This window comes from Virgibacillus xinjiangensis (genome assembly GCF_042643145.1).
Taxonomy (GTDB): Bacteria; Bacillota; Bacilli; order Bacillales; family Amphibacillaceae; genus Virgibacillus_O; species Virgibacillus_O xinjiangensis.
Window position 1 is genome coordinate 96,840 of sequence record NZ_JBHRSA010000003.1, and the last position, 22,727, is coordinate 119,566.

The 22,727-nt window shown below is 48.8% G+C and carries 21 protein-coding genes and 1 riboswitch; of the genes, 15 read left to right on the forward strand and 6 right to left on the reverse strand.

What is annotated here, in order from left to right:
• The first annotated feature begins 138 nt into the window (after positions 1–138).
• On the forward strand, positions 139–525 hold the full coding sequence (locus tag ACFOGI_RS00595) for a hypothetical protein (RefSeq protein WP_390266823.1): 387 nt from the start codon (positions 139–141) through the stop codon (positions 523–525).
• Between the two features lie 78 nt (positions 526–603).
• Here ACFOGI_RS00595 and ACFOGI_RS00600 read toward each other — a convergent pair whose 3' ends face one another.
• A complete protein-coding gene (locus tag ACFOGI_RS00600) occupies positions 604–1,695 on the reverse strand; it encodes a branched-chain amino acid aminotransferase (protein WP_390266826.1) in 1,092 nt (363 codons plus the stop codon).
• Positions 1,696–1,842: 147 nt separating this feature from the next.
• Here ACFOGI_RS00600 and ACFOGI_RS00605 point away from each other — a divergent pair, with 147 nt between their 5' ends.
• Positions 1,843–2,634: an HAD family hydrolase gene (locus tag ACFOGI_RS00605; RefSeq protein WP_390266829.1), complete on the forward strand. Its 792-nt coding sequence runs from the start codon at positions 1,843–1,845 to the stop codon at positions 2,632–2,634.
• Positions 2,635–2,717: 83 nt separating this feature from the next.
• On the opposite strand, the gene serA is transcribed toward ACFOGI_RS00605, so the two are convergent.
• Complete coding sequence (gene serA, locus ACFOGI_RS00610) at positions 2,718–4,301, reverse strand: phosphoglycerate dehydrogenase (protein ID WP_390266832.1); 1,584 nt, start codon at positions 4,299–4,301, stop codon at positions 2,718–2,720.
• Between the two features lie 303 nt (positions 4,302–4,604).
• Between serA and ACFOGI_RS00615 the strand changes: the two genes are divergently transcribed.
• The 4 genes from ACFOGI_RS00615 to ACFOGI_RS00630 all read left to right on the forward strand — a co-directional run bounded on the left by ACFOGI_RS00615 (position 4,605) and on the right by ACFOGI_RS00630 (position 9,512).
• Positions 4,605–6,050, forward strand: coding sequence for a carbon starvation CstA family protein (locus ACFOGI_RS00615; protein WP_390266835.1), 1,446 nt, complete (start codon positions 4,605–4,607; stop codon positions 6,048–6,050).
• Positions 6,051–6,148: 98 nt separating this feature from the next.
• Positions 6,149–6,280 carry a hypothetical protein gene (locus ACFOGI_RS00620; RefSeq protein ID WP_390266838.1) on the forward strand — a complete coding sequence of 44 codons (132 nt, stop codon included), beginning with the start codon at positions 6,149–6,151 and terminating at the stop codon, positions 6,278–6,280.
• 802 nt (positions 6,281–7,082) lie between these two features.
• On the forward strand, positions 7,083–8,177 hold the full coding sequence (gene proB / locus ACFOGI_RS00625; RefSeq protein WP_390266841.1) for a glutamate 5-kinase: 1,095 nt from the start codon (positions 7,083–7,085) through the stop codon (positions 8,175–8,177).
• Positions 8,178–8,318: 141 nt separating this feature from the next.
• The gene (locus ACFOGI_RS00630; protein ID WP_390267035.1) at positions 8,319–9,512 is read left to right on the forward strand and encodes a glutamate-5-semialdehyde dehydrogenase; all 1,194 of its coding nucleotides are present in this window, start codon (positions 8,319–8,321) and stop codon (positions 9,510–9,512) included.
• A 47-nt stretch (positions 9,513–9,559) separates the two neighbouring features.
• On the opposite strand, the gene ACFOGI_RS00635 is transcribed toward ACFOGI_RS00630, so the two are convergent.
• Together ACFOGI_RS00635 and ACFOGI_RS00640 are read right to left on the reverse strand one after the other, a co-directional pair.
• Positions 9,560–10,330 carry an NRDE family protein gene (locus tag ACFOGI_RS00635; RefSeq protein ID WP_390266844.1) on the reverse strand — a complete coding sequence of 257 codons (771 nt, stop codon included), beginning with the start codon at positions 10,328–10,330 and terminating at the stop codon, positions 9,560–9,562.
• Positions 10,331–10,525: 195 nt separating this feature from the next.
• Entirely contained in the window at positions 10,526–10,999 is a 474-nt protein-coding gene (locus ACFOGI_RS00640; protein WP_390266847.1) for an S-ribosylhomocysteine lyase, read from the reverse strand.
• Between the two features lie 318 nt (positions 11,000–11,317).
• On the opposite strand from ACFOGI_RS00640, the gene ACFOGI_RS00645 reads away from it, so the two are divergent.
• From ACFOGI_RS00645 to menC, 3 genes are all read left to right on the forward strand, one after another.
• On the forward strand, positions 11,318–12,649 hold the full coding sequence (locus tag ACFOGI_RS00645; RefSeq protein WP_390266850.1) for an aspartate aminotransferase family protein: 1,332 nt from the start codon (positions 11,318–11,320) through the stop codon (positions 12,647–12,649).
• Positions 12,636–14,006, forward strand: coding sequence for a YjiH family protein (locus tag ACFOGI_RS00650; protein WP_390266853.1), 1,371 nt, complete (start codon positions 12,636–12,638; stop codon positions 14,004–14,006). The genes ACFOGI_RS00645 and ACFOGI_RS00650 overlap by 14 nt, the downstream gene beginning before the upstream one ends.
• Positions 14,007–14,080: 74 nt before the next feature.
• Entirely contained in the window at positions 14,081–15,196 is a 1,116-nt protein-coding gene (gene menC, locus ACFOGI_RS00655; protein WP_390266856.1) for an o-succinylbenzoate synthase, read from the forward strand.
• Positions 15,197–15,251: 55 nt separating this feature from the next.
• Here the strand turns inward: menC and ACFOGI_RS00660 are convergent, their stop codons facing one another.
• Together ACFOGI_RS00660 and ACFOGI_RS00665 are read right to left on the reverse strand one after the other, a co-directional pair.
• Positions 15,252–16,352: a methionine biosynthesis PLP-dependent protein gene (locus ACFOGI_RS00660; protein ID WP_390266858.1), complete on the reverse strand. Its 1,101-nt coding sequence runs from the start codon at positions 16,350–16,352 to the stop codon at positions 15,252–15,254.
• A gap of 162 nt (positions 16,353–16,514) precedes the next feature.
• Positions 16,515–16,621, reverse strand: a riboswitch (SAM riboswitch).
• A gap of 113 nt (positions 16,622–16,734) precedes the next feature.
• Positions 16,735–17,850: a sodium:calcium antiporter gene (locus ACFOGI_RS00665; protein WP_390266861.1), complete on the reverse strand. Its 1,116-nt coding sequence runs from the start codon at positions 17,848–17,850 to the stop codon at positions 16,735–16,737.
• Positions 17,851–17,914: 64 nt separating this feature from the next.
• Between ACFOGI_RS00665 and ACFOGI_RS00670 the strand changes: the two genes are divergently transcribed.
• The 6 genes from ACFOGI_RS00670 to sspL all read left to right on the forward strand — a co-directional run bounded on the left by ACFOGI_RS00670 (position 17,915) and on the right by sspL (position 22,724).
• Complete coding sequence (locus tag ACFOGI_RS00670) at positions 17,915–18,526, forward strand: 3'-5' exonuclease (RefSeq protein ID WP_390266864.1); 612 nt, start codon at positions 17,915–17,917, stop codon at positions 18,524–18,526.
• 168 nt (positions 18,527–18,694) lie between these two features.
• Positions 18,695–19,687 carry a signal peptide peptidase SppA gene (gene sppA / locus ACFOGI_RS00675; RefSeq protein WP_390266867.1) on the forward strand — a complete coding sequence of 331 codons (993 nt, stop codon included), beginning with the start codon at positions 18,695–18,697 and terminating at the stop codon, positions 19,685–19,687.
• 12 nt (positions 19,688–19,699) lie between these two features.
• A complete protein-coding gene (locus tag ACFOGI_RS00680) occupies positions 19,700–20,164 on the forward strand; it encodes an RDD family protein (protein ID WP_390266870.1) in 465 nt (154 codons plus the stop codon).
• Positions 20,165–20,318: 154 nt separating this feature from the next.
• Entirely contained in the window at positions 20,319–21,920 is a 1,602-nt protein-coding gene (locus ACFOGI_RS00685; RefSeq protein ID WP_390266874.1) for a fatty acyl-CoA synthetase, read from the forward strand.
• Positions 21,921–21,985: 65 nt separating this feature from the next.
• Positions 21,986–22,204: a hypothetical protein gene (locus tag ACFOGI_RS00690; protein WP_390266877.1), complete on the forward strand. Its 219-nt coding sequence runs from the start codon at positions 21,986–21,988 to the stop codon at positions 22,202–22,204.
• A 382-nt stretch (positions 22,205–22,586) separates the two neighbouring features.
• Positions 22,587–22,724 carry a small, acid-soluble spore protein L gene (gene sspL, locus ACFOGI_RS00695; RefSeq protein WP_390266880.1) on the forward strand — a complete coding sequence of 46 codons (138 nt, stop codon included), beginning with the start codon at positions 22,587–22,589 and terminating at the stop codon, positions 22,722–22,724.
• The last annotated feature ends 3 nt before the right edge of the window (positions 22,725–22,727 follow it).

Sequence of the window (22,727 nt, forward strand, 5' to 3'; positions counted from 1 at the left end):
TCCCTATGTTTCCCTGATTCCAGTACGCCATTCATAACGGGTTGCGCATCGTAGGAGAATGGAAGTGCTGCAGGAGGCAATTGGAGAATTGCAGGAATTTCTGCGATAATGAGAGTAAAAGAGATATGGAGGGGACGCATGAGGGAAATTATTCTGGTGATCGCCGAAGCGGTCAATACGATACATGACCTTTTGATAGACGTGTTCGGTGTCTATATGACGGACAAGGAGCTCCATTTCTGGATTTTCGGCTTCATTGGAATCATTACGTATTTCTTCGTCTATGTATGTTTCAAGTTGTTTGAGCATATGAAAGGCAGGACTGCAATCCTGTCCTTCATTTATACATTTACAGTGATGGTGGTTCTTGTCTTTGCGATCGAACTGCAGCAGGCAATCACCAATCGGGGGAATATGGAGTTTGCTGATGCCATGGCCGGTCTTTGGGGATTTCTTGCATTTTTCCTCGGATCCTCCATGATCGTGCTTCTATTCTGGCTGCTTTCCAAGCTGTTCCGGAAATAATAGGATACTGGGAAGGGAAGATATGCGCGACCATGAAAAAACCCCGGCTGCCCGGCCGGGGTTCTCGCATGCAGCCTATTATTTTACTGGTGCTGCTTCTTTCACTTTTACTATCCATCCGAATGGGTCTTCGACTTTGCCGTATTGGATGCCGGACATCGTGTCATATAGCCGCTTGGCAACATTTCCGATCTCTCCTTCATTGACATGGATTTTTTTCCCTTCCCATGCCAGTTCACCAATCGGCGAGATGACTGCCGCTGTGCCTGTTCCGAAAGCTTCTTCCAGTTGTCCGTCCAGGTAAGCCTGATATAATTCTTCCATGGAAATGCGGCGTTCGGATACCGGGATATCCCAGTACTTCAGCATTTCAATCACGGAATCACGGGTGATCCCGCTTAAGATGCTTCCGTTCAATGCAGGTGTGACGACTTCTCCATTGATTTTGAAGAATACATTCATGCTGCCGACTTCTTCAATATATTTCTTTTCGACTCCATCAAGCCACAGTACCTGCGAGTAGCCTTGTTTGCCGACCACTTCCTGGGCCTTCAGGCTTGATGCATAGTTTCCTCCGGTCTTTGCTTCCCCTGTGCCGCCCTTTACGGCACGTACATAGTGGTTCTCAACGGCGATTTTCACTGGGTTGATCCCTTCTTTGTAATAAGCGCCGACCGGTGAAAGGATGACGATCAATTTATAGTGGTGGGATGGAGCTACACCAAGGTATGGCTCCGTGGAAATGATGAATGGACGAATATAAAGGGAGGTGCCTTCCGCCTTAGGAATCCACTCTTTATCCATATATACGAGCTGCTTGATTGCCTTCAGTACGAATTCCTCGTCGATAGGCGGAATGCAGAGGCGGTCGTTTGAATGATTAAGGCGCGCGAGGTTTTTATCCGGGCGGAATAATTGGATATCCCCATTTTGTGCATGGTAAGCCTTCATGCCTTCGAAAACGGACTGGCCATAATGGAAGGCCATGGCGGACGGCTCGATGGTCAGCGGCTGATAAGGGACGATCCGCGCATCATGCCAGCCGACTGGCTCTGAATAATCCATCACAAACATATGGTCTGTGAAGCTTCTGCCAAATTCCAATTGCTCTGTATCGGGTTTTTCCTTTTTGTTGTCAGACTGTTCTACTTTTACTGTCCATTCTTCCATGTTACTATCCCCTTGTTGTTGAATTTTTACTAACTATGTTAAACCTAATTTAAAATAATGGCAACCCCCAATTTTCAGTTTTTTCCTGCTTATGAAAAATGTTATGCTATTGGTTAGGACAATCATATGGAAAAGAGGAAATCACACATGAAAAAAACATTGATGTTCGACTTGGATGACACCCTTCTATGGGATGAAAAAAGTGTCAAAGAAGCATTCCGTGCAACATGCGCGATTGCTGAAGAGAAATACGGAATCGATCCGGATAAGCTGGAGGAGAATGTACGCGATGAGGCAAGGGAGCTTTATGCTTCCTATGAAACCTTCGAGTTCACTAAAATGATCGGCATCAATCCCTTTGAAGGATTATGGGGGACCTTTCCGGATGATGGGGAGGATTTCGCCAAGCTGAAGGAAATCGCTCCTGCTTACCAGAAAGAGGCCTGGACCAGGGGGTTGAAGAGAACCGGCGTGGAGAATGAAAAGTTCGGCGGGGAACTGGCACTGGCTTTTCCCCAGAAGCGAAAAGAAAATGCCTATGTATACGATGATACCTTTACGGTGCTTGATCAGTTGAAGGATACATACAATCTGTTGCTATTGACCAACGGTTCCCCTGATTTGCAGCAAATCAAGCTCGATATCACGCCCGAACTTGTTCCTTACTTTGATGAGATCCTTGTTTCGGGGGCCTTCGGGAAAGGAAAGCCTGCTGCAGAAATATTCGAGCATGCGCTTGGTCTTCTCGAAGCGGAGAAGGAAGAGGTGTTGATGATCGGTGATAATCTCCTGACAGATATATTGGGAGCCAATCGCGCCGGCATCGATTCCGTGTGGGTCAACCGAAAAGGAAAAACAGCAGAAGAAGTGACACCCACCTATGAAATATCCAAGCTTGAAGAGTTGGTTCCATTACTGGATAGAATCAATCAGGAATAAAAAGAATCCCCGCTGCCGTCTATTCGGCCTGCGGGGATCTTTGTTTGCAAACAAGCGACTATACGGATAAAAGCGCTTTGCTTCTACAAATCAATGGCGGTCACTTCATTGATTTCTTCCAGTTCCTTCAGCGTATCCAGTTCTTTCTCGTCCAGATGCCTGTCCACGGTCAGCATCATGATGGCTTTGCCGCCGACATCGGAGCGGTCCACCTGCATGGTCGCGATGTTGATTTCATGCTTGGCGAGCAAGGAACCCATTTTCCCGATGACACCAGGGATGTCCTTATGGTTGATGACGACGATATGCCCTTTCGGCGTAACATCGACATTATAGCCGTCCACCTTCACGATTCTCGCACCAAGTCCATTGAGCAGAGTACCTGATACACTGCGTTTTCCGGATTTGGTCACGACTTCCACACTCATCAAGTTGGTGAAGCCCTTCGTGGAGGCTGTTTTGTTTTCATGGATGGATATGCCTTTGCGTTCCGCCAGATACAGGGCATTCACATCATTCACATGATCGCCCAGGTGACGTTTCAAGAAGCCTTTCACAGCATTCCTTGTGAGAGGGGCTACTTCAACATCGTAGAGGTCTCCTGCATAGGAAATATTGATTTCTTCGGCGACTTCTTCGGTCCTGCCGATCAGGAATTCTCCCAATTTTTCCGAGAGGTTGAAATACGGCTCGATGGTGTTCAGGATCTCTTTCGGCAAGGAAGGGAGATTGACCGGGTTTTTGACCGGGTCTCCATTCAGGAAACCGACAACATCATGGCTCACATCGACGGCTACTGTTTCCTGTGCTTCAAATGTGCTGGCACCCAGATGTGGTGTTGCAATCACTTCAGGGAGCTCAAGCAGCCGGTGGTCGGTAAACGGCTCTTCTTCAAAAACGTCCATGGCAGCTCCGGCAACCTTCCCGGAAACGATCGCATTGTAAAGAGCATCTTCATCGATGATTCCACCCCGTGCACAGTTGACGATCTGTACACCGTCCTTCATTTTGTCAAATGCATCGGCATTGATCATATGCTTGGTGTCTTTCAAAAGAGGTGTATGTATGGTAATGAAATCAGCTGCTTGGAGTACTTCATCCAAGGTACCATAGCCAATCCCCATATTATCGGCCTTCTCCTTGGTCAGGAATGGATCATAGGCCATGATGTTCATCCGCTGCCCTTTCGCACGGTAGGCCACTTCTGCACCGATCCGGCCCAACCCGACGATACCGAGGGTTTTATTCTTCACTTCCACACCGACATATTTCTTCCGGTCCCATTTTTGGTTCTTCAAGGATAGATAGGCCTGTGGAATATTGCGGGAAAGGGACATGATCATGGCCATTGTGTGCTCTGCGGCAGAATTGGTATTGCCGTTCGGGGCGTTGACCACGATGATCCCGTTCTCGGTAGCTGCCTCCAAATCGATATTATCTACACCGACACCGGCACGGGCGATGATTTTCAGGTTGGAGGCCTGTTCGATGATCTCACGTGTCACTTTCGTTTGGCTTCGAACAAGCAGGGCATCGAACTTCCCGATTTTCTCCATCAGTTCTCCTGGTTCCAAACCGGTATCCACCACGATGTTCATGTTTTCCGCTTCTCTCAGCGGACGGATTCCATCTTCGCTCAATGGGTCTGCAATCAATATGTTAAACATGAGGCAAGGCCTCCTGTACATTCAAAATGCGTTCTTCCGCATGCAGTTTATTCGACGGTATGTGGTGAGCTTGCAGCATTTTTCTCTACCCCTTTCTACAGATATTAATATAGTAAATAATTTACAGGATAGCAGATGTTGGCATAATGTCAATAAATTAAGTTAACTTTGCCAGCTGGCGGAAAGTTTGAAAGCGTTTTAGTAAGAATTATAAGAAAATTTACGTAAAAAGGTTGATTTTTGTCGAGTGGAGGAGTAATATACTGCATATTATAAATTATTTAGAAAAAGGAGGTTTCAGCGATGACTACATTTATCGTTTCCATTGTCCTGTTGATTGCAGGATACATCGTCTACGGGAAGGTGGTCGAGCGAATTTTCGGTATCCAGGATGAAGAGAAAACACCTGCATATACCCAAAATGATGGCATGGACTTTATGCCGATGAGCTGGTGGAAAGGAAGTTTGATACAGCTATTGAATATCGCTGGAACCGGCCCGATCTTCGGAGCAATACTCGGAGCGCTATATGGACCGGTGGCCTTCATCTGGATCGTCATCGGCTGCATCTTCGCCGGAGCGGTTCATGACTATTTTTCCGGCATGATGTCGCTGAGGCATGGAGGAGCACAATTTCCATCCTTGGTGGGAAGATACTTAGGAAAATATGCAAAGGTACTTACAACGATTCTATCCATCTGTCTGATGATCCTGGTGGCAGCAGCATTCACTGCAGCACCTGCACAGCTGATCTCTTCATTGACTCCATTGAGTTTCATGACATGCCTGCTGATCATCTTTGCCTATCTGCTTCTGGCAGCTGTTCTGCCGGTCAACCGGATCATCGGGAAAGTTTATCCGGTATTCGGAGCCATATTGATCTTCATGGCCGTATCCATCGGTATAGGGATGTTCTTCTTTGAAGAACCGATTCCGAACCTGACACTGAGCAACTTGCACCCTGGCGAACTGCCGATCTGGCCTTTATTGATGGTGACCATCTCCTGTGGGGCGATTTCCGGTTTCCATAGTACGCAAAGCCCGATCATTGCAAGGACCTTGAAGAAGGAAAGCGAAGGAAGGAAAGTGTTCTATGGCGCCATGATTGGTGAAGGAGTCATCGCCATGGTCTGGGCGGCTGCCGGCATGACGTTCTTCGGCAGTACAGGCGGACTTCAGGCTGCATTGGATGCAGGCGGACCTGGAGGCGTGGTGAACGAAATAAGCATCTCGACACTTGGTGTATTCGGCGGAATTCTTGCCATCATGGGAATTGTCATTCTGCCTATCACGACAGGTGATACGGCCTTGCGCTCTTCCAGAATGATGCTGGCAGAGCTGCTGAGCCAATTGACCAAAACGGATATGACGAAAAAGTGGGCGCTTGGACTGCTGATCATCCCGGTTGCTGTGCCAGCACTGTTCCTTTCCATGATCGACTACAATTTCCTATGGAGATATGTCGGCTGGTCCAACCAGGTAGTAGCGACTGTCATGCTTTGGACAGGCGCGATGTACTTGCTGAAAAACCATAAATTCCATTGGATTTGCAGCATCCCGGCATTGTTCATGACAGCAGTGGTCAGCACCTATGTATTCTACGCACCGGAAGGCTTCCATATGGACTATGGAATCTCCATGATTCTCGGATCGATCATTTGGGTGATAGTAGCTGCCTGGTTTGTACGCCAGTTGTTCAAACAAAAATCTCTGAATGAATATCAAGTATCCGAAAGCAAAGCCGGTTAATGAAATTGGTTGGGTATATCCCTTTAAAATGATTCTTCGCAAGCCTTCTCGAACATGGAGTTCGAGGAGGCTTGGTTTGTTTTATGGGTGTTGCATGCATGTCGAGGAAATCAGCAGGAGAGCAGGTTTATCAGCAGGAGGCGGCCGTAATCGGCAGTAGCGCGGAGTTATCAGCAGTAGGCGGCCGTAATCGGCAGCAACGCGCAGTTATCAGCAGTAGGCGGCCGTAATCAGCAGTAGCGCGGAGTTATCAGCAGTAGGCGGCCGTAATCGGCAGTAGCGCGGAGTTATCAGCAGGAGGCAGCCGTAATCGGCAGTAGCGCGCAGTTATCAGCAGGAGGCAGTCGGAATTAGCAGGTGACACGCCACAATCATCAAGAATCGCACATTATCGCTGGCATAATGCCTGGTATGTTAATTCCTTCCTTATTATGCATCAACCACATTAGGTAGAAGCGGCATGATCAAGGGAGGTGAATTTTCTCTGTCCACCATGCTGAAATGCAGAAAAATGCTGAATATCCATGTATACGGACACCGACTAATCTACCGGCCAATTTTACATAAGGGAAAGTCAGCCCTGTTATTCAAGTCATAGGGTCCATTTATAAAAAAACATAAGAATGCATAAATATAAGTTTTTTCTCATAAATATTTATTTATCTATTGACTTTTTGTCCGTTTCTTTCCATAATGATATCAACAAGATGGAACGCAGACGGATGAGTAGTACGCATGCATCGTGGCGAAAGAGAGCTGGATCTCTAAGCTGGAAGGTCCGGTCGCAAACAGCATGCAGAACGTGCATCCCGAGTCCTGCAGGGTAAAAACTGCGGGCGCCTCTTCGGCGTTAACGGAGCAAAGTGGGATGTACGCATCCAAAAATTGGTGGCACCGCGGAAGTCGGCTCTTTCGTCCTTTTTATACAGGATGAGCAGGGCCTTTTTTGATAGAATAAGAGAATAGTCGAATGTCCATTGTGGGTTACCCTCATGGATACCAAACAAAAATTCAGAACCGGGAGTTATCGTCATGAAGAAAAAACGCATTGTGGTGAAGATCGGCAGCAGTTCGCTGACGAATACCAAGGGAGAAATCGATGAAAGTAGACTGAATGAACATGTTTGCGCACTGGCTGAGCTGCGCAGGGAAGGGCATGAAGTGATACTGGTCTCTTCCGGAGCGGTTGCAGCCGGGTTTGCCAGACTTGGGTACTGTTCGCGTCCTGTCACCATCAAGGGAAGACAGGCAGCGGCAGCCATCGGCCAAGGGTTGCTGGTCCAGACGTATAATGAAAAATTCATGGAGCATCAGCTGACTGCAGCTCAACTGCTGCTGACCAGGCATGACTTTTCCAACAGGGACCGCTACAAAAACGCAGTAGCGACGACCATAGAGCTTCTGGAACGCGGGGTGATCCCGATCATCAATGAGAATGATACGGTATCCGTGGATGAATTGACATTCGGTGACAATGATATGCTGTCAGCCTTGGTCAGCGGTTTCGTCCATGCCGACCAGCTGATCATACTGACGGATATCAACGGTTTGTATAACGGAAATCCGCGGACCAATCCATCCGCGATCAAGTATGATTATCTCCAGGAGGTCACGGAACCGATGATCGGGGCGGCAGACGCCAATGGCTCCAAAGTCGGAACCGGCGGAATGAAATCGAAACTGCTTGCCGCCAAAACAGCCATGTCCCTTGGGGTGCCTGTGTTCATCGGGACCGGCACAGGAAGCAGAAAATTGGTGGATGTACTGGAAGGGCATGGAGATGGAACCTATATCGCCAACCAGTCACTGAAACCGGTCAATATACGCAAGCAATGGATCGCTCTTCATTCCGACCCAAATGGCATCATTTATGTCGACCAGGGGGCGGAAGAAGCAATTCTCTATAATGGAAAAAGTCTGCTCCCTGCTGGTGTATTCAAGGTGAAAGGTACCTTCCAGAAGGGCGATGTGGTCCAAGTGTTCGGTACACATGGCCAGATAGGCAAAGGAGAGATCAACTGCTCGTCTGATGAGTTGAAAAAGGCGATGGAGAACAAGGAAGAACATCATACTAGCATTCTATCATTCGTGGAAGTCATCCATCGGGAAGGCTGGGTGCAAGTATAAAGGGAAGAATCCGGGCTGAGCATTTCAGAGAAAGGAGCCAGCCTGGTCACCATAAAAAACGGAGGAGGAGATATCGTGGAAAAAGTAGTATCCGAAGTGCAGACGAAAGGGAAGGCGGCGAAAACAGCGAGTTATGAGCTGATGGGGGTGACGACCGCAGAGAAGAACCATGCCCTTGAATTGATTGCCGGCCAGTTGGAGGCAGATCAGAAGTACATTCTCGAGGAAAATGCCAAGGATATCGAACAGGGGAAAGAGAAGGGGCTGTCCGATTCCATCCTTGACCGGATCCTGCTGAGTGAAGCAAGGATCAGCGATATGGCGGATGCCATTCAACAACTGGTGGAAATGGAAGATCCTATCGGAGAAGTGTTGGAAACGGTAGAAAAAGACAATGGTCTGCATATCGAAAAGCAACGGGTTCCGATCGGGGTAGTGGGCATGATTTACGAAGCAAGACCGAATGTGACCATCGATGCAGCAACATTGTCCCTGAAGACAGGCAATGCTGTGGTTTTAAGGGGAAGTTCCTCTGCGAAGTTTTCCAATATCGCCTTGGTGAAATCCATCCATACCGCTCTGGAGAAAAGCAGCCTGCCAGTGGATGCTGTACAACTGATCGAGGATACGGACAGGGAAACGGCCAAGGAACTGTTCCGATTGAATGAATACTTGGATGTACTGATTCCGCGTGGTGGGAAGAATTTGATCGACACCGTGGTCCGTGAATCCTCCGTGCCTGTCATTGAAACAGGTGCAGGCAACTGCCACTTTTACATTGACGAATCAGCAGACAAGGAAATGGCTGAGGAAATCGTGCTCAATGCCAAACTGCAGCGCCCGTCCGTCTGCAATGCCATTGAATCGCTTCTCATCCATCCAGCCTGGTTCAAGGAATACGGGAAGGGGTTACTGGAGAAATTGGCCGAAAAGGATGTCGCGATTTACGGAGACGATACGGTGACGGAGGCCTTTCCACAAGCGAAACAGGCAACGGAAGAGGATTGGCATGCAGAGTATCTGGGGCTTACCATCAGTGTGAAGCTGGTAGGCGATACGAAGGAAGCCATCGACCATATCAACACATATGGCACAAAGCATTCAGAGGGAATCGTCACAGAGGATCAAAAAAATGCCGCCAAGTTCCAGCAAAATGTCGACGCTGCTGCGGTATATCATAATGCTTCTACGAGATTCACCGATGGATCGGAATTCGGCTATGGAGCTGAAATCGGCATCAGTACGCAAAAACTGCATGCAAGAGGGCCGATGGGACTGCCGGCTTTGACATCAAGCAAATTCTTCATCAAAGGGACCGGGCAAATTAGGAATTAATAATAAAGGACCAGCATCTGCTGGTCCTTTATTATATATGGATATGATTATGATTGGCCGATTTGGAAATCGAATCGCCTCTCCCCGGTTGGCTGGCCCTCTTGAAAGCTCCGCTCGATGAATGTCACGTTATTGGAATGGTCGATCAGCAGGACGCTGGAGGAGCGGGTGCCGTAATCAGGCAGCTGGATGAAGAGGGGGGACAATCTTTTCTCCATCTCCATGCCGACACCAGTGTCAGGAAGCTGTTCCTTTGGTGCCCTTTCTGCATCGGAAATGATGGAAAACAATGCGTCCGGCTGCATGGTTTCATGGGAGTCCACATACTCCTGCAAGGCTGTTTTTCCTTTGCCCACTTTCGGCCATGGCGTATTCAGTGTGTCATTGCTCAGCCCATGTGTACCTGGTCCCACCTCAGTGATGTCATCATATACATTGTTGTAATGAAGAAGCTTGTCTTTATTGCCTGCAATCAAATTGAAGCCCGTATATTTATCCCTGTTCCTTTGCAGCCTCTGTATGTATTCCTCTGGTGTTGCATTTCCGCTCAGATATTGCTTGACAATCTCGCCCCGGGAGATGCTTCCGGCTTTCATATGTTCCGGGTTGCGATAATTGGTAAGTGCTGCGAATCTTCCATCTTTGGTGATCCCAAGCCATGTACCCATCTGTTCTAAATCCCTGCCGGCAAGGATATTCGGTTCATCCTCCCAAAAATGGGCAGGCTTAGTGGGCCGGTCATAGAACTCATCCCGGTTTGCCGCCACAATCAGTGGGTAGACCGGGTGCTCCTGGAAGTGAAAATTGATCAGACACACATTTCTCGTCCCCTTTTTTGATTCATTATAAATGGAGGCAGAGGCTATGGCAAAACAACCGGTCTCGATAACAGGCACGCACCATACATCTCTGCCTCCATCCCCAAAAAAACAGCAGTTCCATCAATAGCTGACAGACTGCTGTTTGTCTTTCCTATTTATCTCACGGAAGGCAAGTGATTCGCCTCGTTGAAATCAGGCTTCGTCTCCGAAGACATCTTTCCATTCATCACGGTGCTCCAGCATTTCGCGGGCGATTTCTTTTGCACCTTCCAAGCTGTGATTGGCTGCCCAGCCGCACTGCACTTCATTGCATGCAGGAACTTCTGTAGCTTCCAGTACGTCATTCAATGTTTTTTCCAATGTATCCAGTACCAGATCATCGTCATCATTATTCAATATGGATAGGTAAAACCCTGTCTGACAGCCCATCGGACTGATATCAAGGACATTATCCATGTGGTTGCGGATATTTTCGGCCATCAGGTGCTCGATGGAATGAAGGCCATCCATCTCCATATGAGCCTTGTTCGGCTGTTTGAAGCGGATATCATATTTATATACTTTATCGCCATTTGTGCCTTCTGTTACTCCGACAAGGCGTACATATGGGGCTTTTACTTTCGTATGGTCGAGGTTGAAGCTTTCCACGTTCATTTTCTCTGCCATTTACAGACACTCCTTACATCTTTTAATCAGGGAAATCTAGACTCATATACTTATAGTAACATATGAAAGAGAGCGGTGTACGCTAATTTTACAAGGGAATACGCAGAAAATTTTATACATTCAATGGAGATGGCATACCATATTCCAGGCAGACAGTAAGTTTGCTTGCGTTTGGCCTCCATCCTTGCTTTCATCCATTTTCTTCCATATGTCATGATTTATCGCAAACTATCGATTTGTTGTTGCATGTATGCATATTTTATGTATAATTATTAATATCATTTAATAAATATTCATTTTTATACAGGAGGCAATCATATGTGCAAGACATCGAGAGATTGGAAAGAATTGACGGCAAACATCGGGGATTATCTGGCGCCAAGCATGGCAAAGGATCATCCGAACCTGCCTGTAGTGAAAGCGGAAGGCTGCTACTATTACGGGGTGGATGGAAAAGAATATCTGGATTTCACGTCAGGAATCGCTGTGGAGAACGTGGGACACCGCCATCCGAAAGTCGTACAGGCAATCAAGGATAGTGCCGATCATCTGATCCATGGACCTTCTGGTGTCATCATGTATGAGTCCATCCTGAAATTTGCTGAAGAGCTCCAGGAAATACTGCCTGGGAATCTGGATAATTTCTTCTTCGGGAATAGCGGAACGGAAGCGATCGAAGGGGCTTTGAAGCTGGCGAAGTTCGTCACGGAGCGTCCTTATGTCATTTCATTCACCGGCGGCTTCCATGGAAGGACGATCGGAGCGTTGAGTGTTTCCACTTCCAAAAGCAAATACCGGAAAAACCAGCAGCCATCCTGGTTGAACTATCAGCTGCCGTACGCGGACCCGGCATCATGTCCGGAAGGGGAAGACCCTGCAGAGTATTTCCCGAAGCAGCTGGAAAAACAAGCAGAGAGTCTGTTCAATCACCAAGTAGACCCGGAAGAAGTTGCCTGCATGATTGTCGAGCCGATCATGGGTGAGGGCGGCTATGTCATCCCACCAGCATCTTGGCTGGAGAAAATCCGGGAAATTTGTGACCAGCACGGCATCCTGCTCATTTTCGACGAGGTACAGACAGGGTTCGGTCGGACGGGTAATTGGTTCGCATCCCAGACGTTTGGTGTAACCCCTGATATCATGGCGGTCGCCAAGGGGATTGCCGCGGGTATGCCGCTCAGTGCGACGGTTGCCAGCAAGGAACTGATGGATCAATGGCCGATGGGCGCGCATGCAACAACATTCGGAGGGAATCCGATGGCTTGTGCGGCTGCAAGGGCATCCCTGTCTGTCATCAAAGAAGAAAATCTGCTGGAGAACGCCAATGCGATGGGAGAACATGCACTCTCTCTGCTGAATGAACTGAAGGACAAGCATCAAATGATTAAAGACGTCAGGGGAGTCGGACTGTTGCTAGGCATAGAGATAGAAAAACCGGTGACAAACCAAGCAGATGGAGACCTCGTCATGCAGATTCTCGACGGCTGTCTGGAAAAAGGCGTCCTATTCTATCTGTGCGGGAATGCCGGTGAAGTGGTCCGGATGATTCCACCATTAACTGTATCCAAAGAACAGGTAGAACACGGCATCAGCATATTGGATGACGTGATTGCTGAACTGGAAGGAGGGCTGAAAGATGGAGATCAATAATAAGAAAGAGCTGGCAGGTGTCAGTGCCAATCCGGTATGGAAATTCCTGCTCCCTTCCTTGATCGGTGTATTGCTGTTCCTTGTGCCGATCAAGGTGGACGGGGAGTTCACCATCGGTGTCGGGATTCTCGCTTCCTCTCTGCAGGGAGCCTTCGGTGAGGCGATTCCAGCATTCATCGTCCTTCTTCTTGGTGTATCGGTAGTATTCACTACCATCGGTATGGCTGCCAAACCGGCGTTCATGATGGAGAGCCCTTTTCTGAAAAGCTTGTTCGTGACAGGTCCATTCGGTTACACGATGCGCCTGCTGGGCTTCCTTGTGGGGATCATGACGTTGTTCGAATTCGGACCAGAGTTCATCTGGTCGATGAATACGGGAGGGGTCGTGCTGTATGATCTGGCACCCGTCCTCCTTACCTGGTTCCTGTTCGCCGGTCTTCTGCTTCCATTGTTGGTAGAGTTCGGCCTGATGGAATTCATCGGAGCACTGTTGAGAAAAATCATGCGGCCGATCTTCACCTTGCCAGGGAGATCGTCGATTGACAGTATGGCTTCCTGGATGGGTGCCGGAACGGTCGGTGTGCTGGTAACAACTCAGCAATATAATGAAGGGTTCTATTCCAAGCGGGAATCCTCTGTCATTGCCACCACGTTTTCCGTGGCCTCGATTGCTTTCAGTCTGGTAGTTGCCAATGTCATCGGGGTTGGGAATTTATTCATTCCTTTCTACTTGACGGTATCTGTTGCCTGTATCATTGCAGCATTCATCATGCCGCGGATCCCTCCGCTATCCAGAAAAAAGGATACTTATTATGAGCCGGTAGGGAAGCAGATCAATGAATCTGTACCGGAGGGAATTTCTTCATTCGAATGGGGATGGAGTGAGGCAATGCGGAAAGCCGGAGAAGCCAAAAACCCGGTAGAACTCGTCAAAAGCGGTTCAAAGACGGTCATGGATATTTGGATGGGGTTGATTCCATTGGTGATGAGCCTCGGAGCAGCCGCATTGATCATCGCCGAATATACACCGATTTTTGAGATTCTTTCCTATCCATTAGTACCGGTATTGGAATGGATGAGGATTCCGGAAGCTACTGCCGCTGCACCAGCCATGCTGGTCGGTTTTGCGGACATGTTCCTGCCGGCAGTGCTGGGAAGCGGGATTGAGAGTGAACTGACTAGATTCGTGGTCGGTGCCCTGTCCCTGACGCAGATCATCTATATGTCTGAAATCGGTATTCTGATTCTTCGGTCGAATATTCCGGTCAACCTGCTCGAATTGTTCATCATCTTTGTGGAGCGGACCATCATCACCTTGCCGATCATTGTATTGATTGCCCATTTTATAGTATTTTAAATAGAGAAGAGGAAAGGCAGCAGTCCGTTCGGGGCTGCTGTTTTTACATATGGAGAATCAGGGGAGGTCATCACATGGTAGTCCCGATTCGGGAAATCAATATGAAACGGTTGAGAATGAGATTGAAGCACCCCTTTGCCACCAGTTTTGGCACCATGGAACATAAGGAGTTCTTTCTATTGGAGGCAAAGGATGGAGAAGGGAACAGTGGGTTCGGCGAATCGGCTGCCTTTACTGAACCTTGGTATACGGAGGAGACGGTGGAGACGACCAGACACATGCTGGAAGACTTCCTCATACCGATCCTCCAAAAAAATCAGGTCCACCATCCTGATGAGGTGACAGAGCTTTTTCGGGCGGTCAGGAGGAATAACATGGCCAAAGCCGCAATAGAAGGGGCAGTATGGGACCTTTCTGCCAAACGGGAAGGTCTGCCTCTGTCCCGGGCTCTAGGAGGAGAAAAGCGGAAGATCGATGTAGGCGTCAGCATAGGCATCCAGCCTTCTGTCAAAGACACCCTCGATGTGGTGGAAAGGTATCTGAGGGAGGGCTATAAACGGCTGAAGCTGAAGATTAAGCCGGGTTGGGATATAGATGTCCTGAGAGAAGTCCGTCGCTGTTTCCCAGAAGCACCGATCATGGCAGATGCCAACTCGGCCTATACACTGGAGGATATTGATCACCTCAGGCAGCTGGATGACCTCGAGTTACTCATGGTGGAACAGCCGCTTGGTGCGGATGATATTATCGACCATGCAAATCTGCAGGCAGCTATCCGGACTCCCATCTGTCTCGATGAAAGCATTACATCCTTGGAGGATGCCACGAAAGCGGTAGAGCTGGGCAGCTGCAAGGTAGTCAATCTGAAAATCAGCCGGGTCGGCGGACTCACAGAAGCCAGGCGGATCCATGACTATTGCCAAGAACAGGGGATAGCGGTCTGGTGCGGCGGCATGCTGGAGGCGGGTGTCGGCCGTGCTCATAATATCGCATTGACCACCCTTCCGCAGTTCGTGCTGCCAGGTGACACTTCCGGGTCTTCAAGATATTGGGAAAAGGATATCATTCAGCCGGAAGTGACGGCAACTGATGGAGAGATCGTAGTGCCGGAACAGCCAGGTATCGGTTTTCAATTGGACGAAGAAGCCGTCAGGAGCTTTACCGTGGAAGAAAAAACGTTCGATTTCTAGCAATAGAAACAAGAAGCGACCATCCCTTTGGAGGAAGGTCGCTTCTTGTTTTTGATTAGAGTCGCTTCAATGCCTGGTCCAAATCCTGCATCAGGTCTTCTGCACGCTCGATGCCGATGGAGAAGCGGAGCAATGTGTCGGAAATGCCGCGGCTTTCCCTTTCCTCTTTCGGTATTTCTGCATGTGTCTGGGTCGCCGGATAGGTAATAAAGCTTTCTACACCGCCGAGACTTTCAGCAAAGGTGATGAGCTCCAAATTCTGAAGCAGCGGATCGACCCAATCGCTGTTTTCCAGGCGGAAGGACAGCATGCCGCCTTTTCCTGGATACAGGACATCTGTAACCGCCGGATGATTCTCCAAGAATTCGGCAATCTGCCTGGCATTCTCCTGGTGCCGGTCCATTCTAAGGGATAGTGTCTTTAGACCACGCATGACAAGCCAGGAATCGAAGGCGGACAGTACCGCGCCGGACGTGTTATGGAGAACTGCCAGCTTCTCACATAGCTCGTCCCCTTTGGCTGCAACGAGGCCGGCAAGGACATCATTATGGCCGCCGATATATTTGGTGGCACTATGGATGACGATGTCGGCTCCTGATTCGATCGGCCGCTGCAGATAAGGGGTGAGGAAGGTATTGTCCACGATCAAGAGCAGGTTGCGGCTTTTGGCCAGTTCCGCAACTTCAGCGATATCGATCTCCTGCATCAGTGGATTGGTCGGCGTTTCCAGGAAAATCGCTTTTGTCTGATCGGTGATAAGCTTTTCTGTTTCCTCTATGCTGATGAACTCCGTATAACGGGTCCGGATATCATATGCCTGTTCATATTGCTCCAAGATGCGGTATGTACCGCCATATAGATCTTCCGGTGCAATGATCTCATCCCCGCTTTTGAAAAGGGATAGCACGAGCTGGATGGCGGACATGCCTGAACTGCAGGCAAACCCCCTGTCACCGGATTCCAAATCGGCGATTCCGTCCTCCAGAAGGGTTCGGGTAGGGTTTTTGGTGCGTGTATAATCATACCCGGTGGACTGTCCGAGACCCACGTGCTGATAGGCGGTCGACATATAGATCGGTGGATTGATGGCTCCTGTCTTTTCATCACTTCTGTTCCCCAACTGGGCCAGTTTCGTTTCAATGCTCTTGTCGGTCATTTCTTCATCTCCTTGATTGTCATTTCATACGGCAAGGAATAGGCTATCCTGCAGCAGGTTGCAACTGCTGGGGAAACCGTCTATTCCTTTTTTGTGTTTTAGGAATACATGAAAGCCCTCTTCTTATCCACAAGAAGAGGGCTTGGCTTAAAGCTCATTCTCTTCTTATCTTCAGCACACAAGCTTCTGGAATTGGCACAGTACTGCACGGTAGTCAGTCTGCTGCCGAGGCTTCGAAGGGCCAGTCCCTCCACCTCTCTGGATAAGAAAATTCAGTATTCTATTGATTTAATACTGACATTACACCTGGCGACCGGAAAAGTCAAGATGCATAGCGTGACGGAAAATTCTGCCTATTAGAGTGGTTGGACAAGCGGCCGCATCAACTGGTCAAAATATAGCCAACCACAGCTACATAGCTGGCCAATGCCAGGGATGAAGGCAGCAGGTAGGTCCACATATTCCTGGTCCTGTCGCGCTTAATGGTCACCATCACGATGGTGGTGAGCAGGAAACCGATGATGGATAGATAGAGGAGATCATCGCTTGCTGCCTGCCACATGTTTCCTCCAGGGTAAAAGAAATCACCGGCAGCAAGAATCGTGATATTGAAGGCATTGCTGCCAAGCAGTGTACCCACGGCAAGGTTCATATTCGACAAACGCAGGGCCGTATACACACTTGCTGCATCCGGAAGGGAAGTCGCCAATGCAATCATCAGACTGCCGACAGCTGTGGCGCTGATGGCTGTTTCCCGGGAAATCGCATCCCCTGTGACCGACAAGCTGCTGCCTGTAATGAAAATGATGACAGCGAACAAGAGGAAACGCCGGATGGCAGAGCCTAGACCGCTGGTGGTTACCGGGTCAGGCTTATCCTCCTCTTGTGGGCTGCCGGACAAGAATTTCATTCCAACCAAGTAGACCGTAACAAGCGCGAGACTGGTGAAACCCAACTCAAATAAGGAGACATCAAAATCAAAACCAAGACCCAGCGTAATGAGTACGCAGAGGAATAAGGCCAGATAGCCAGTATACAAGTGGTTATGCGACACAGTCAGGAAAAGACGTTTTTTCCGGAAGTGCACGTCGAGCAGGAACAGTACAAACATATTGAACAGAATGCTGCCCACTCCATTTCCGATCACAATATCCGCATTGCCGATGACACTTGCTGATATGGTTGCTGTGAGTTCCGGAAGGGAAGTGGCAATGGAAAGCAGCAGAGTTCCTGCCAGGAATCCGCCTAATTTGGCTTTATGGCTGATAATATTGGCATACTTTGATAGTTGAGTAGCGGCAAAGACAGAAAGAATTGCTGAGATGATGAAAATGACGAGTAATGTGACGGAATTAATAGGCGATCTGCTCCTTTCATGACGTACCGCGAATGTAAAGTGTTTTCTATGTTTGCATTCCCCATTTCCTGTAAGAATAACAAGGTTGGAACAGTAATTTTCTGGAAACCGGCCATGGAAAGGTATTTGGACAGAATACATGCCCGGGTGGCGAGATAGATGTTATCATAGGTAAAGAATACCAGCATAGAAAGGGTCCATTTGAATGAAAATCGTTTCGATCGACTTTGAAACTGCCAATGAAAAACGCTTCAGCCCTTGCGCGGTTGGCGTAGTCGTAGCCAATGAGTACGAGATTGAGGAGGAATACTACCGTTTGATCAATCCCTTGATGCCGTTCAACCGCTTCAATACCAGAATCCATGGGATAACTGAACGGGATGTGGAGGATGCACCTACCTTTGCGGAAATGTGGCCGGAGCTGAATCATTTTCTCACAGGACAATTGGTTGTTGCCCATAATGCCAGTTTCGATATGAGTGTCATCCGGCAGACATTGGATCATTACAACCTGGAGTATCCGGAGATGGATTATCTCTGTACGGCGAATATCTCCAAAAAGGTATGGCCTGAGCTGCAGAATCATAAGCTGAATACTGTGGCTGAGCACCATGGCATCTCGTTTGAACACCATCATGCATTGGAGGATGCGCGAGTAGCAGCCAAAGTATTCATGCAGGCTTTGAGGTCGTATGAAACAGATGAAGTGGATGACTTATTGGCCAAATGCCGGATGTCCAAGGGAAGAATTTATGAACGAGGCTATCATCCGCCCAAGTCGAAGAAAGCGGCGAAAAGCAGGAAAATCTATTTTTAGTGATGTCAAATGGTTCAGGACCTGGGTGGCTCCCTTAAGGGAAGGGCTTCCTATCCGTTAGAATGGGGATCTCCATGTCGGGATTGACCTGCCAAAGCAGGCGGCAAATGTCCTACACTGCAGAGAGTAAACCAAGATTATAAGTAAAGAGAGAAGGGAGAGCGTCATATGAATAAGAAACGATGGATTGCACTGGTGATTGCAGCAGGTCTGCTTCTGTTCTCGGTGATCTGGCAGGCTGCTACGAGTTTCATGACGGCCGATTTTGAAGAGCTGTTCAATGCCAATGACACTCCATTTGAGGAGAAGGTCATTGAGGAAGGCTCAGGGGCAGGCAAAATTGCTGTCATCAACTTGAACGGAGTCATCCAGGATACGACAGGCAACTCTTTTACGGCGAGTGGTTACGACCATGCAAAGTTTTTGGAAATGATTGAGGCTGCGGGCGAAGATACGATGGTGGATGGCATCATCCTTCGCGTGAACACACCCGGCGGCGGTGTCGTCGAGAGTGCGGAAATCCATGATAAAATCATAGAAGTACAAGAGGAGACCGGTAAGCCTGTATACATATCGATGGGGAATACAGCAGCCTCCGGAGGATACTATATATCCGCTCCTGCTGATAAGATTGTTGCACATCCGGCTACATTGACCGGTTCCATCGGCGTCATCATGCAAAGCATCAATTTTTCGGATTTGGCAGATGACTTAGGAGTAGACTTCAATACCATCAAGAGTGGTGAATACAAAGATATCATGTCCGCTTCCAGGGACATGACCGAGGAAGAGCGGGAAATCCTGCAAACAATGATCGACGATATGTATGGAGACTTCGTCCAAGTAATCGTAGATGGCAGGGACATGAGTGAAGAGCGTGTCATGGAACTTGCGGACGGCCGTGTATATACTGGCAGCCAAGCACAGGAACTCGGATTGGTCGATGATCTTGGAACATTGACAGATACCATCGCCATGATGGAGGAAGAAAATGAATTGCAGAACCCGCAGGTAGTGGAATACCAGCCGGGATTCGGTTTCAACCAATTTCTCGGCGGCGCGGTGAAGAGCATGTTCGGCAATGAAGAAGAACTTCACGGGATGGTGGAATTGCTGAGACAAACAAACGCCCCACGGGCAATGTATCTATATTCAGAATAGGAGGCTGCAGGAATGACTGAAATTGAGAATCCGGCTGCTGAACCTGCAGCCGTTACCAGGAATTATGCGGGGTTTTGGATGAGATTTTGGGCCTACTTGGTCGATCTGCTCATTGTAGCAGCTGTGAACGGGATCCTGCTCAGTCCTTTAACGGTATTTTCTGATGCCGGGTCCGCAGAAATTGGTTATTGGACCCTGGCAGGCATACTTGGTTCGATCGTCTTTTATCTTTATTTTCTGCTGATGACCAAGTACTTCAGACAGACGCTGGGAAAGATGATCTTCGGTCTGGAAGTGATCCATGAAGACGGTGGTAACCTCAGGTGGAAAGATTTGCTGTTTCGAGAAGTTGTCGGCAGGTTTCTTCACCGGGTGTTTGGCATATTGGTTCTGCTTTACCTTGTGGTTGCATTCACACCGGAAAAGCAAGGAATCCATGATATGATCGGTGATACAAGAGTCGTACACGCGAAATAAGGTATTAAGAAAACAGGGCATTCCATGACAATGTGGAATGTCCTGTTTTTTTGTCGGCAAGATGAAAAGAGCTTGTCATACATACTTAACTGAATTAAAATAATAAATAGAAAATTCAGCAATAAAATATTCAATGGATAAAAGGAGTGGCTAGATGGGTCTGGAAGCAAACGCAGCGGATAGATTAGACAAGACACTGGCAAGGGCACGGAGGAATACGCTGGGAGATCTGCTTGCAAGGACAAGGGAGCGACTGCCGTCTAAATTTGCGATCGCTTATAAAGGAAAACGTCTGTCCTATGCAGAGTTGGATGATATGGTGAACCAGACGGCATACGCCTTCCGAGAGGACGGGGTGGAAAAAGGGGACATGATGATGGTCATGTCCAAAAACAGTCTGGATTTTGTCGTCGCCAATTTTGCGCTGGCCAGAATCGGTGCTGTCATGATTCCGGTCAATTACATGCTGCATACCGAGGATATCCAGTACATCCTCGAACATGCCGAGGCAAACGGGTTCATCGCTGCTGCAGAGTACGCAACCATCCTGGATGCGGCAGCAGCCAGGTTGGAAATTGAACACCGGTATTTAATGGATACAGCGGAAACAGATGAAGGTCTTCCAGGGTGGACAACACTGGCGGATGCCCGGAAAGGCAGGCCGGTGGAATTTGTGGATGCGGACATTGACGATGATGATTTGGCCCATGTTCTATATACAAGTGGCACCGAGTCGAGGCCGAAAGGGGTCATGCTCACACATAAAAGTCTGATCAGCGAATATGTGAGCAGTATCGTGGATGGAAAAATGGAGGAAAGGGATGTCGCCATTCATGCGCTCCCACTTTATCACAGCGCACAGCTGCATGTGTTCCTCGGACCTGCCATTTATCTGGGACAAAGCGGCATTATCCTTGACGCAGCTTCCCCGGAAGTCATCTTGGAAACGATAGAGAAGGAGAAGGCAACCCAGCTATTTTGCCCACCGACAGTCTGGATCGCTTTGCTGCGCCATCCGGATTTTGACAGAAGGGATTTGTCCACCCTGGAAAAATGCTATTACGGCGCAGCGATCATGCCGCGCGAGATTCTGAAAGAATTGGCCGAACGGCTGCCGAATGCCAGCTTTTGGAACTTCTACGGCCAGACGGAAGTAGCCCCATTGGCTACAGCCCTACAGCCGGAGGATCAGTTGCGCAAACTCGGCTCTGCCGGCGTACCTACCCTCAATGTCCAGACGAAAATCGTTGATGATGACGGTAAGGAAACGCCACGCGGGGAAGTGGGCGAAATTGTCCACCGCACTCCGCACGCCATGAAGGGGTACTTGCATGATCCTGATAAGACAGCGGAAGCATTCAAGGATGGCTGGTTCCACAGCGGGGACCTTGGTATGATGGATGAAGAAGGGTATATCACCATCGTCGATCGGAAGAAGGATATGATCAACACGGGCGGTGTCAATGTATCCAGCAGGGAAGTGGAGGAGACGATCTACCAGTTGGACGGCGTGTCGGAAGTGGCAGTTGTCAGCATACCGGATGCTTATTGGATTGAAGCTGTCACTGCCATCGTTGTTCCTAAAAAGGGAATAGAGCTGACTAAAGAGCAGGTGGTCGACTTCTGTAAAGAAAAGCTGTCCAAATTCAAGATTCCCAAATATGTCGACTTCACTGATGAGCTACCCAAAAACCCAAGCGGCAAAGTATTGAAGCGCTCGCTACGGGATCAGTATGAGCATCTTGGAGAGAAATAGTTAATGGCACCGCTGGATAGCGGTGCTTTATTTATGATTCGAGGTGTGGTGGAATCAGCAGTAGCGTGGTTTTATCAGCAGGAGAGGCGGCAAATCCGCAGGAGGCGGTCGGAATCAGCAGGAGGCGGTCGAAATCGGCAGGAGAGCAGATATTTCCGCGGGAGGCTCGAGATATCCCCAGGAGAGAAAATAAATCAGCCGTAGACGCAGGAAATCAGCAGTATCGTGGTGTTATCAGCAGGAGAGGCGGCATATCCGCCGGAGCAACGGTGTATCAGCAGTAGCGCGGTCTTATCCGCTCGAGGCAGTCGGAATCAGCAGGAGGCGGTCGAAATCGGCAGGAGAGCAGATATTTCCGCGGGAGGCTTGAGATATCGCCAGGAGAGAAAATAAATCAGCCGTAGACGCGGGAAATCAGCAGAAGCGCGGTTTTATCCGCGGGAGGCAGTCGGAATCAGCAGGAGGCGGTCGAAATCGGCAGCAGAGCAGACAAATCAGCAGGAGGCGCTCGAAATCGGCAGGAGCGCGTCCGAATCAGCAGGAGCCCGCCCATACCCGCAGCAAGCAAGCGAAGCGATCGCCAGAATATCCCATACGCCCTCCGAGATACAATCTTCAGGCATATAACCATAGGTTTCCGGCAAACTATGGGTGGAGGTGTTTTCATTGGCAAAAAACGATAACCGTAGTCAACGCCGAGTAAATTCAAGTGTGAACCCGCAAGGACTGACCGAGGACCGGGCAGATCAGCGACCGAAATCACAGTTGGAGGATCGGGCGAAAAAGAAGAATACCAAAATTTAGAGG

Coding starts and splice junctions, on each gene's coding strand:
- ACFOGI_RS00595 (WP_390266823.1), top strand. CDS start 139: ATGAGGGAAATTATTCTGGTGATCGCCGAAGCGGTCAATACGATACAT.
- ACFOGI_RS00600 (WP_390266826.1), bottom strand. CDS start 1,695: ATGGAAGAATGGACAGTAAAAGTAGAACAGTCTGACAACAAAAAGGAA.
- ACFOGI_RS00605 (WP_390266829.1), top strand. CDS start 1,843: ATGAAAAAAACATTGATGTTCGACTTGGATGACACCCTTCTATGGGAT.
- serA (WP_390266832.1), bottom strand. CDS start 4,301: ATGTTTAACATATTGATTGCAGACCCATTGAGCGAAGATGGAATCCGT.
- ACFOGI_RS00615 (WP_390266835.1), top strand. CDS start 4,605: ATGACTACATTTATCGTTTCCATTGTCCTGTTGATTGCAGGATACATC.
- ACFOGI_RS00620 (WP_390266838.1), top strand. CDS start 6,149: ATGTCGAGGAAATCAGCAGGAGAGCAGGTTTATCAGCAGGAGGCGGCC.
- proB (WP_390266841.1), top strand. CDS start 7,083: ATGAAGAAAAAACGCATTGTGGTGAAGATCGGCAGCAGTTCGCTGACG.
- ACFOGI_RS00630 (WP_390267035.1), top strand. CDS start 8,319: ATGGGGGTGACGACCGCAGAGAAGAACCATGCCCTTGAATTGATTGCC.
- ACFOGI_RS00640 (WP_390266847.1), bottom strand. CDS start 10,999: ATGGCAGAGAAAATGAACGTGGAAAGCTTCAACCTCGACCATACGAAA.
- ACFOGI_RS00645 (WP_390266850.1), top strand. CDS start 11,318: ATGTGCAAGACATCGAGAGATTGGAAAGAATTGACGGCAAACATCGGG.
- ACFOGI_RS00650 (WP_390266853.1), top strand. CDS start 12,636: ATGGAGATCAATAATAAGAAAGAGCTGGCAGGTGTCAGTGCCAATCCG.
- menC (WP_390266856.1), top strand. CDS start 14,081: ATGGTAGTCCCGATTCGGGAAATCAATATGAAACGGTTGAGAATGAGA.
- ACFOGI_RS00660 (WP_390266858.1), bottom strand. CDS start 16,352: ATGACCGACAAGAGCATTGAAACGAAACTGGCCCAGTTGGGGAACAGA.
- ACFOGI_RS00665 (WP_390266861.1), bottom strand. CDS start 17,850: ATGTATTCTGTCCAAATACCTTTCCATGGCCGGTTTCCAGAAAATTAC.
- ACFOGI_RS00670 (WP_390266864.1), top strand. CDS start 17,915: ATGAAAATCGTTTCGATCGACTTTGAAACTGCCAATGAAAAACGCTTC.
- sppA (WP_390266867.1), top strand. CDS start 18,695: ATGAATAAGAAACGATGGATTGCACTGGTGATTGCAGCAGGTCTGCTT.
- ACFOGI_RS00680 (WP_390266870.1), top strand. CDS start 19,700: ATGACTGAAATTGAGAATCCGGCTGCTGAACCTGCAGCCGTTACCAGG.
- ACFOGI_RS00685 (WP_390266874.1), top strand. CDS start 20,319: ATGGGTCTGGAAGCAAACGCAGCGGATAGATTAGACAAGACACTGGCA.